The following is a 9,887-nucleotide window of genomic DNA, read 5'->3' as shown; positions in this document are numbered from 1 at the left end:
AGGGTAGGGAATTACTGATCTATTTCTTACCGCTCTTATAGCAAAAAAAAAAAAAGAATTGTACAATGTCGCCTCAAGAGCCCATGTTGGGATTTCGTGAATTTTTATTAATAAGAAGAATAAAGGAGATTGAGGATGAAAGCCGGATCAATTTGTAAATTAGGTCTGCTTGCAGCGAGTGTTTTATTGGTGGCAGCTTGTTCTAAGGCACCAGGAATGGCTGGAGCTGGTGTGAGTGATGCTGGTGCTAGTGCTCAAGGTCTAGGCCAATTTACTCGTTTTGCTGGTCAAGAGCCAGGTGAGTCTTATACTACTCAAGCACCTCATAACCAATTATATTTATTCTCTTACGATGACAGTGCTTTAAATCCGAAGTACCTGCCATCTGTAAATGCTCAGGCTGAATACTTGAAGTCACATTCTGGTGCCCGTGTATTAATCGCAGGTCATACTGACGAGCGTGGTAGCCGTGAATATAACGTAGCTTTAGGTGAGCACCGTGCAAATACTGTAGCAGATATTTTACGTATGGCTGGTGTAAGCAGACATCAAATGCGTGTAGTGAGCTATGGAAAAGAGCGTCCAATTAACTTAGGACATGATGCTGAGTCACATGCACAAAACCGACGTGTAGAATTTACTTATGAGGCAACAAGATGATTAATTGCAAAAGACACATTATCGCTGCGGGTTTTTCGTTAATTCTTCCTTTGACCTGTTGGTCAGGTGCACCTGTAGTTGATGATAGTGATAATTTTGCAATGATGGATGGGCGACAGGCGCATGAAGCGGCTGTTGCCGATTCTCGATATTATGATGATCCGCCAATGGATGTGGCTCAAAACGATTATCCTTCTGATGCATATCAAGGGGATGATGGTCCAGCACTTGCCAAAGATGATCAAGTGAGTGGCCCGAGTAGTTCTAATGTCGCTGACAGTGCCTCATTAATTGATAAAATTCAGACCTTACAAAAAGAAGTCCAAGAGCTTCGTGGACAGTTAGAAATTCAAGCTCATGATTTAAAATTATTACAGCAACAACAGGTTGCCTTTTATAAAGATTTAGATTCTCGCTTAAGTGGTGGTGCTTCCGCCTCAGCAAAACTAGCTACAGATAAGCCTGCAATGGATCTTTCCGTTGGTTCTAAAGAGCCTGGATCACGAGCCAGTAGTCCTGCGGCACAGTCAAATCATGTGGCAAAAACAGCATCTACGTCAGAACCAGTGGTTACTCCGGTTTCCAGAGCAAATCCAGCTGATGAGCAAATCAGCTATTTAGCAGCTTATGAATTAATTAAGAATAAGCGTTATGACGATGCTTTAGGTTCAATGAATACTTTTGTACAAAAATATCCTCGTGGTGGTTATACCTCCAATGCACAGTATTGGTTAGGGGAGTTGTATTTAGTTAAAAAAGATTATGCAAAAGCAATTGAGCATTTTGATGTCGTATTAAAGCAGTTTCCTACTTCTAGTAAATCTGCTGCAAGTATGTTGAAAGTAGGGTATGCCTACGCTGAAATGGGTAATAAAGCCGAAGCACAAAAATATCTGCAACAAGTAGTAAGGGCTTATCCTAATACGCCTACTGCGCAATTGGCTAATTCAAAATTACGAACAATATGAAGTCTTTTTTAAATCACATCTCAGGTTTAGAATTAGTTCCTTCATTGCTAAGACACTCTATGATTATGGCTCATAGGGTGTCTTTCTCATTTATTCGATCACAACAGTTATAACTGGAGTTAATTCCAAGGAGATCCATTATGCATTGGCTGGCTCATGCCCCTGCTAATATTGCGTTAATAAAATATATGGGGAAGAAAGATGAGAGTTCAAATAACCCAGATAACGCCTCACTGTCTTATACCCTAAATAATCTATTAAGCACCGTAAAGCTTGAACAAATTAATTCTCCGCATGATGTATGGGAACCTTTAGTTGTGCCTGGTCAGGCTAAATTCGCATTATCTGAATTAGGTGAAAAGAAGTTTTTAAATCATTTAGCGCGGATAAAAAAACATTTTGGTTATGAAGGGAGTTTTTTAGTACAGTCTTGTAATAACTTTCCTCACAGCAGCGGTATGGCCAGTTCTGCTTCAAGTTTTGCAGCACTTACTCGATGTGCTATATATGCCTTGACTGAATTAACTCAGAAAGAACTACTTGCAGTAGAAGAGCAAGCTTCGCTAAGTCGTTTAGGCTCTGGTTCTTCTTGCCGCTCATTCCATAGTCCTTGGGTCTTATGGCAGAATGATAATGCGGTAAAACCAATAGAGTTGCCATATCCTGAGTTAATACATCAGGTTGTAGTTATCAGTGCGGAGCAAAAAGCGGTGTCATCGAGCGAGGCGCATAAGCTTGTCAAAAGTAGCGAGCTTTACGCAACCCGTGCTGATCGGGCAGAAGAGAATTTAAAGCTACTACTTAATGCATTTATGACAAACGACTGGGAAAGTGCTTACCAGATTTGCTGGCGCGAGTTTCAAGATATGCATCAATTATTTAATACCTGCGCCCAACCTTTTTCTTATATATCATCAAATAGTCTAGATGTACTGAATGATTTGCAGCAATTGTGGGATAACAAAGGCGATGGGCCTATCGTAACTATGGATGCTGGACCAAATATTCATTTATTGTATAGACCTGATCAAATGGAAATGGCACGTGAATTTAAGCGGGGTTATCTGGTAGGTAATTATGAAGTTATATGATTTTGAAACAACAACGTATGGTAAATGGATTTTAGTAGGCGAACATGCGGTAGTTCGTGGGCATGCGGCCTTGGTTTTTCCTATTAAAGAAAGAAGGTTAATTTTTAGCTATTCTGCTAATGTACCCTCGTTAAGTGCAGATTATCTAGGTAGTAGTGGTCCAGATATGCATCTATTGTTTTGGAGTGTGTTAGAGCATGGGCTAAAGTTGTTAGGACACTCTTTTAATCAACTCGGCGGACATTTTCTTTTAAACAGTACTATTCCAGTAGGTGGTGGGATGGGGGCTTCTGCTGCTCTTTGTGTGGCAATGAGCCGGTGGTTTTCCGCACAGCAAATGCTAGCGCAGGAAGAGTGTAATGCTTTTGCCAAAGAGTTAGAACATTTATTTCATGGTAAAAGTAGTGGTTTAGATGTTGCAGGTGTGGCTGCAGAAGGTGGGGTTTATTTTAAAGCAGGAGAAGCTACTCCTTTGCGACAAACAACACAACCTCAGTTTTTTTTATCGTCATGCAATCAAATTGGTATTACTTCTCATTGTATTCAGCAGGTGCAACATTTGTGGGAAAACGAGCCTGGATTAGCAAAACAGCTTGATTTACAAATGGCCGAATCAGTTGAGGATGCTAAAACTGCATTAGAGCAAGGCGGGTCTGAGGTAACTAGTGATTTAGTAAAGGCAATAAACAAAGCTGCCGATTGTTTTATGCAATGGGGTTTGGTCAGTGAGAGTCTGCAACAGCATATGAATTGGTTGACTTCGTTGGGAGCATTGGCGGTGAAGCCTACGGGTTCTGGCGGGGGTGGTTTTGTTTTGAGTCTTTGGGATAGAAAGCCGCCAGAGGACTTGGAATTGTTGGCGGTGTAGGTTAGAGCCATGGCCCAATATTGAGTTTCTGTGTGGAACAATACCATGCGTTGGGCCATGGACCCAACCTACAAAATCATTAAAAGATGCTCAATCAACAAACTGATAATACACTTCATTTTGTTTAATCATGCCTAATTCATGGCGGGCTTGTTCTTCTAAAGCTTGGTCACCACTTTTGAGTTCTTTAATATCTGCTTCCAGAGCTCTATTACGCACGACTAGTTTATCATTTTCCTGTTCATGGTCTGTTAATTTTTTTTGCAAAGCCACCCATTGGATTAAGTTTCCATCTCCGAGCCAAAGTTTATGTTGGAGCACAACTAAGGCAATAATTAAAATAATAAATACTGGGCGCATAATTTAGCTTGTTTAGTTAAGGTATTCGTAAATTTTATTGTATTACTTTATTTCAATAAGGAGCAATATATTAGAGAATAATTTTAGAAGTAAATGAACCGGAGTAACCTGTTGCTCCTAAGCTTCTTCTCGTAAGTAAATAAAACTGTTTTCAATCTGGTATCTCCCCCTTAAAAAAGGAAGAAAAGAAAATCGCAGGGCATGAAAGCGATCTGGCATTGAATGCTCTAGCGGAGTGGGGGGATGTCAATGATAAAAGGTATTGAAAATGATTGCCAAGAGATAGACAGATCTAAGTACTTAATTAACTCTTTTCGTGTTGCTCCTTCGAGCTCCTATAGCAATGCTACCACTTTGATTACACTACAAGAACAGTTGGCGCTCCATCTAGAGACTTCTCCAGAAAAAGCCCAAAATCCATCGTAATAAATTAGGGGTGTAATTCTATCGAAAAATTTTACGTGTTCAGGAAGTACTGATTTCTTGTACTTATGGCACTTAATTCGTGATGATTCTGAGCAAAAAAATCTTAAACAAGTGTTATTTGTGGCAAGAAACCAGGCTTTATGTAATATAAATACTCAAAAATGTTTTCGTAGAATATCTAACTCATCATTTAATTTCTCTATTTTTTCAATCAGTTCAATTGCCAGTACCACACCCGGTAAATTAATACCTAAATCTCGATGCAAACGAAAGGCTGATTCAATTTTATGTAATTCCCTTTGATTGATTTTCAGTTGCTCAAGCTCTGTAGAGGTATTGGCAAATAATCCATGCTCCATCATCTCACTTAATAGTTGTTTCGGTATATTGTACTTATGACATACCTCGGTATAAGTAAAGGTTTTGGTTTCTTCAATAATTATGCCAACTAAAATATCATTTTTGTCCATGTTTAGACCCCCATCTTATCACGAGGATTATAAGGCATCACTTCCGCCATTTTTTTATAAAGCTCCGTTGCCGCTTCTGTAGTTGCTGGTGGAGTAATAATCTTTAATAGTACATATTGGTTACCGGGCTTGGCGCCTGGAAGCCCACGATTTTTTAACCTTAATTTTTGTCCTCCTTGGGAACCAGGAGGAATTTTTAAATCAATTTTTCCAGCTAACGTAGGCACAGTTACTGTTGCACCTAAGGCTGCTTCCCAGGGGGTAATGGGTAAGGTTAGGTAAATATCATTGTCCATTAGATCAAAAATTGGATGTTTATCGATTTCAATTGTTAGATAAATATCTCCAGGTGGACCACCCTGAATTCCAGGAGCACCTTGCCCTGCCACACGAATCTGTTGGCCGGATTTAACCCCTTGAGGGATTTTTACTTTCAAGGTCTGGGTTGCTTTAGGACCTTCTTGTGTGGAGGGAACTTCAATGGTTCGTGTCGTTCCATTAAAGGCCTCTTCCAGACTAATATTTATTTTTCCTTGATAATCTTGTCCAGTCATTGGTTGTTGCTGATACCGGGAATGGCCAAATAATGATTCAAAGAAATCATCATTAAATTGAGTGCCATGGCTTTGATAGGGGCCTGAGCGTTCAGTATGCCAGCCTGATTGTTGCTGGGCATTAGAATGAAATTCGCGGTTTTTTAGATAATTATCGTATTCGGCTCGTTTCACTGGATCTTTTAGGACTTCATAAGCCTCGCCCATTTCTTTAAAGCGCTCTTCTGCATCCGATTCTTTGCTGAGATCTGGATGATATTTACGTGCCAGTCTGCGGTAGGCTAGTTTAATGTCTTTTTCAGTTGCATCTTGGCTTAATCCCATTATTTTATAATAGTCTTTATCCATTTTTAGACCTCAATTGCGTTTTTATTTTTGTAAAACATAGGCACCTGGAGCATCGGGTAATTTTTTATCCAGAGTGGGTGCTTTTACCATAGTAGGGCTTGATTGTTTAACAAGCCATTCATGCCAGGCGATCCACCAAGAACCTGATTTTTTTTCTGCCTCTTCCTGCCATAGGGTTGGACCAATATAAGAATCGTTTCGTTTATGTTCATGAATTAAGTAACTTCGACCCTCGTGACCGGGTTCACTGATAATACCTGCGTTATGTCCACCATTGGTGAGCACAAATGTAATATCACCATTAATCATTAAATGCGTCTTATAAACAGATTTCCAAGGGGCGACGTGATCGTTTTCGGTACTAACTACAAACGCCGGCGTCTGAATGTTTTCAGCAACAATGTATTTTCCCCCAATGGTAAACCGTCCTTCAGCAAAATCGTTATTAAGGAATAATTTCTCTAAATATTCACTATGCATTTTATAAGGCATACGGGTTGCATCAGCGTTCCAGGCCAGCAAAGCAATCATACCTCTTTGGGTGCCATGCATGTAGTCTTGAACCATTTTCGACCAAATCAGATCGTATGAACGTAACATCTGGAATGTACCGGACATCTGTTTAGTATCTAAATATCCTTGATCCCACATCATACTTTTTAAGAAAGACACTTCGCTGCGCGTGATGAACAATAATAATTCACCTGCTTCAGTGAAATCACCTTGTGCGGCAAGTAAGGATAATGATTTTAGACGTAAGTCATTATTTTTAGCCATTGCTGCGGCAGTAATCATGGCTAAGGTACCCCCAAGACAATAACCCATTAAATGAATTTTAGTATGAGGTATGATATTAGATATCGCATCAATAGCTGCCATAGCTCCTAGACTGTAATAATCTTCAAGACCAATATTGCGGTCTTGCGAATCTGGATTTTTCCAAGATACAATAAAAACCGTATGTCCTTGCTGGGTAAGCCAATTAATTAAAGAGTTTTTAGGTAATAAATCCAGAATATAGTATTTCATGATCCAAGCGGGAAGCATCAATATAGGTTCTTTATAAACATGACTTGTTTGGGCTTCATACTGGATTAGTTCAATTAAATGATTTTTAAATACTATTTTGCCTTTGGTAATTGCTACTTGTTTTCCAGGAATAAAATTTTCTACTCCTGCAGGAGGGGCTCCTGTCAATTTTTCCATAAGATCCTGTAGTGCTAATTCAGTTCCACGAACTAGGTTTGTGCCCCTCGAACGAATTGTTTCCTGAAGTAAGTCTGGATTACTTAATACAAAATTCGAGGGGGATAGGGCATCCAGGATTTGCCGAGTAATGAACGATATCATCCTCTTTACCGGCACATGAAGTCCTGGAATTTCTGTAGCTGCTTTTAACCCCCATTCTTCAATTTGCAAAAATTGTTCGGCCCACAGGCGCCATGGATAATAACTCCAATTATCGGTATGAAAACGCACGTCGAGACCATCAGCAGGTTTCTCATGATTTAATAGGTTATTCACATGGACGGAAAAACTCGTTGCTGGATAAAACCCTAACTTCATCATTGTGCCGGGTGCTTGCATGAGTTGTGATATCCAGGAAAAATAGGAGACACCAACAGAAGCGGGGCTAATTCCTGCGGTAATTTTGGCTAAGTTAGCTTGGTAGTTTTTATCGATAAAATCAAAAAAATCCTCTGTTTCGGGGGGATCACAGTCTTTACACTCTGTAGCACTTAGTGTAGCTTGTTGCTCTTTAGTTGCAGGTACCAATTGTTTTTTTTTATCAGGAACAGCCTTTGCCATTTTTTTCATGGTGTCGGTCTCAAGGCAAGTTGTTTAATAAAAAAAGTATAGCAGTTTCTTTGGTTTATACCTAAAAGAAGACATATGCTGGCTTTTAGTAGTGCACTTAATTTTATTGGAGATTTTTATGCGAAACTGTATTTTTAAAGTTATAATAGCTGGCTTTTTGTGCGGACTGGTAGGCTGTCAGTCTAATCCGGGTAAACCAGCATCTTTATTTGGTGCTCCCTTTACTAATCCTTCATTCGCTCCTGCTCCTCAAGGAAATTTGACCCAATCAGTACAAGAGGCATTAATGCGTAATGATGAACTAGCTGTAGCACCGATCCGTGTTGAAACACGGCAAAATGTGGTGATTTTGTCAGGATATGTGAAAAAGATTCGCCAAAGTGATACAGCAGAATTAATTGCGCGCCAAGTTCCCGGAGTTCAGTCTGTGGAAAACCGTATTATTGTTCGTCCCTAAATTTCATCACCCTTGATTGAGTGTAGTCTAATCAAGGGTTTGCATACCTAAGGAACACTCTAGTCAAGCAGTGCCATATCAAGACGCTGAGTAAAAATCACCCATAGATAATATCTCAAAAACGCATCTCTGTACTATATTTATACAATAGCGGTGTATTTTAATATCTTATGGAGAAAAAAATGGCTGACTTAATTCACAGTGTCTTGCCTGTGCCTCGACGCGAAATTACTTACATCCGTCCTGATGAATCAATAAGGAAATGCATTGATTTGATGAACTCGTTGGATATTGGTGCTTTAGTTGTGGTGGATGATGAGAAAAAGTTAATTGGCATAGTAAGTGAACGTGATATTGTTCGTTCTTGTTTACATAAGTGCGTTAATTTGGATACAGGGAAGGTTGGAGATGTTGTTTATAAAAATGTGACTATTCTGAGTTCTAATGATGAAGTAGAAAAGGCGATGCAAGCCATGACTACTACGAAACGAAGACACATTTTAATTCGTGATGATGAGCAACAGGATTTTATAGCCATTGTATCGATTGGTGACTTGCTTTATCACCTACTGGAAGATAAATCACGAATTATAGAGCACTTAGAAAATTACATTCATACCTATTAACAGGATAACGATGAGTGCTATAGTATTGTTTTCAATGTCAGTTTGCATCTTATGAAAACAGCATTTAGATTATTTTGGGTATTCCTTTTATTGAGCTTTAATTTATGGGCAGAGGGTGGGGCGCCATCCTGGTATACACAGGATGCGGATAAGAAGATAACGCTTAGGGTAGAATTATTTCTTTCCTCTACCTGCCCTCATTGTCATAAGGCGGATGAATTTTTTAGCTCGCTCACTAAGACATCTCCTTACTTGCATGTTCAACGTAATATCATCAATGAAGATAAAAATGCGTTAATTCGTTTTAATCAATTATTAAGTGAACAACATATGGATGATTTTGCTGTTCCTTCAATCTATTTTTGTGATTCCCGTTGGCTAGGTTTTGCTTCAGCTGAAACCACAGGTAAAGATCTGTTGCACGCCATTAATTATTGTAAACAACAAATAGAAAAAGACGGAACTTTGACTCCTGCAACAATAGATACTTTGCGTCATTGGGCTAATGCCAATAAATTTGACTCAGGAATGGTTGAGCACCCTTCGACATTTAGTTACATCGTAACTATTGCGATTACCGATGCTTTTTCGCCTTGCGCATTTTTCTGTTTCGCAGGCTTTTTAGCGTTTTTGTTTTTAAGCGAGAATCATAAAACACGTATTACTTCGAGCTTATTATTTATTGGTGCAGTGGCAATTACCCATTATTGGCAACAAGCGCATACCAGTAGTTTTTATGAGTTACTTCCATGGTTACGTGGACCTGCCCTTATTTTAGGTGCTGCGGCAGTGTACTTTGTTGTACAGTTTTATAAAAAGCAATCGAATCGTTATTGGTTATTGTCATTGGCATTTCTATTCGGATTTATGGTCACCGTTTATCAGCAAACTTGTGTGATGAATTGGTCTTATATCTTTGAACAATGGTTAAATAACCAGCATATATCCTTCGTGCAAGCAGGATTTTATCAATTATTGTATCAGGCCTTATACATACTGCCTCTAGTGATTATACTGATTTTTTATTTAACATTGTTTAAAGTCAAACGTTTTGCCACACTGCAGGCACGTTTAGCTCCTATAGGATTGCTATTTATTTTAGCTATTGCTGCGTGCTTGATCGCGTATCCGTTGCTTTTAGCTAATTTAACTTTGTCGGTATTTACAGTGCTTATATTGGCTGTTTGCGGACGTTTTATAAATTTGACTTGATCTTGAACTAATGATTTGGGATCATCATT

Annotated in this window: 12 protein-coding genes; 8 read left to right on the top strand and 4 right to left on the bottom strand. The window is 39.1% G+C overall.

Annotation, left to right across the window (positions count from 1 at the left end):
* Positions 1 to 135 precede the first annotated feature (135 nt).
* The 4 genes from pal (at position 136) to E1P08_RS12900 (ending at position 3,587) form a co-directional block, all read left to right on the top strand.
* The gene (gene pal / locus E1P08_RS12915) at positions 136 to 660 is read left to right on the top strand and encodes a peptidoglycan-associated lipoprotein Pal (RefSeq protein ID WP_133137422.1); all 525 of its coding nucleotides are present in this window, start codon (positions 136 to 138) and stop codon (positions 658 to 660) included.
* Entirely contained in the window at positions 657 to 1,628 is a 972-nt protein-coding gene (gene ybgF, locus E1P08_RS12910; RefSeq protein WP_133137421.1) for a tol-pal system protein YbgF, read from the top strand. The genes pal and ybgF overlap by 4 nt, the downstream gene beginning before the upstream one ends.
* A gap of 140 nt (positions 1,629 to 1,768) precedes the next feature.
* Positions 1,769 to 2,719 carry a GHMP family kinase ATP-binding protein gene (locus tag E1P08_RS12905; RefSeq protein ID WP_133137420.1) on the top strand — a complete coding sequence of 317 codons (951 nt, stop codon included), beginning with the start codon at positions 1,769 to 1,771 and terminating at the stop codon, positions 2,717 to 2,719.
* Positions 2,706 to 3,587, top strand: coding sequence for a mevalonate kinase family protein (locus E1P08_RS12900; RefSeq protein ID WP_133137419.1), 882 nt, complete (start codon positions 2,706 to 2,708; stop codon positions 3,585 to 3,587). Before E1P08_RS12905 ends, E1P08_RS12900 begins: the two co-directional genes overlap by 14 nt.
* A 90-nt stretch (positions 3,588 to 3,677) precedes the next feature.
* On the opposite strand, the gene ftsB is transcribed toward E1P08_RS12900, so the two are convergent.
* The gene (ftsB, locus tag E1P08_RS12895; RefSeq protein WP_133137418.1) at positions 3,678 to 3,947 is read right to left on the bottom strand and encodes a cell division protein FtsB; all 270 of its coding nucleotides are present in this window, start codon (positions 3,945 to 3,947) and stop codon (positions 3,678 to 3,680) included.
* A gap of 243 nt (positions 3,948 to 4,190) precedes the next feature.
* Between ftsB and E1P08_RS12890 the strand changes: the two genes are divergently transcribed.
* The gene (locus E1P08_RS12890; RefSeq protein WP_133137417.1) at positions 4,191 to 4,373 is read left to right on the top strand and encodes a hypothetical protein; all 183 of its coding nucleotides are present in this window, start codon (positions 4,191 to 4,193) and stop codon (positions 4,371 to 4,373) included.
* Between the two features lie 155 nt (positions 4,374 to 4,528).
* Here the strand turns inward: E1P08_RS12890 and E1P08_RS12885 are convergent, their stop codons facing one another.
* Genes E1P08_RS12885 through E1P08_RS12875 form a run of 3 tightly spaced genes read right to left on the bottom strand, consistent with a single transcriptional unit; the run spans position 4,529 to position 7,563 of the window.
* Positions 4,529 to 4,843: a chaperone modulator CbpM gene (locus tag E1P08_RS12885; RefSeq protein ID WP_133137416.1), complete on the bottom strand. Its 315-nt coding sequence runs from the start codon at positions 4,841 to 4,843 to the stop codon at positions 4,529 to 4,531.
* Between the two features lie 2 nt (positions 4,844 to 4,845).
* Positions 4,846 to 5,745 (bottom strand): DnaJ C-terminal domain-containing protein, encoded by a 900-nt coding sequence (locus tag E1P08_RS12880; RefSeq protein ID WP_133137415.1) that lies wholly within the window; start codon positions 5,743 to 5,745, stop codon positions 4,846 to 4,848.
* A 21-nt stretch (positions 5,746 to 5,766) separates the two neighbouring features.
* The gene (locus E1P08_RS12875; RefSeq protein ID WP_133137414.1) at positions 5,767 to 7,563 is read right to left on the bottom strand and encodes a PHA/PHB synthase family protein; all 1,797 of its coding nucleotides are present in this window, start codon (positions 7,561 to 7,563) and stop codon (positions 5,767 to 5,769) included.
* Positions 7,564 to 7,681: 118 nt separating this feature from the next.
* Between E1P08_RS12875 and E1P08_RS12870 the strand changes: the two genes are divergently transcribed.
* The 3 genes from E1P08_RS12870 to E1P08_RS12860 all read left to right on the top strand — a co-directional run bounded on the left by E1P08_RS12870 (position 7,682) and on the right by E1P08_RS12860 (position 9,858).
* Positions 7,682 to 8,020 carry a BON domain-containing protein gene (locus E1P08_RS12870; RefSeq protein WP_133137413.1) on the top strand — a complete coding sequence of 113 codons (339 nt, stop codon included), beginning with the start codon at positions 7,682 to 7,684 and terminating at the stop codon, positions 8,018 to 8,020.
* A gap of 182 nt (positions 8,021 to 8,202) precedes the next feature.
* Positions 8,203 to 8,646: a CBS domain-containing protein gene (locus E1P08_RS12865; protein WP_133137412.1), complete on the top strand. Its 444-nt coding sequence runs from the start codon at positions 8,203 to 8,205 to the stop codon at positions 8,644 to 8,646.
* Positions 8,647 to 8,697: 51 nt separating this feature from the next.
* The gene (locus tag E1P08_RS12860; protein WP_133137411.1) at positions 8,698 to 9,858 is read left to right on the top strand and encodes a hypothetical protein; all 1,161 of its coding nucleotides are present in this window, start codon (positions 8,698 to 8,700) and stop codon (positions 9,856 to 9,858) included.
* Positions 9,859 to 9,887 lie beyond the last annotated feature (29 nt).

It is taken from the genome of Legionella rowbothamii (assembly GCF_900639985.1).
Lineage (GTDB): Bacteria > Pseudomonadota > Gammaproteobacteria > Legionellales > Legionellaceae > Legionella > Legionella rowbothamii.
This window is presented reverse-complemented; position numbering and strand designations above follow the sequence as displayed.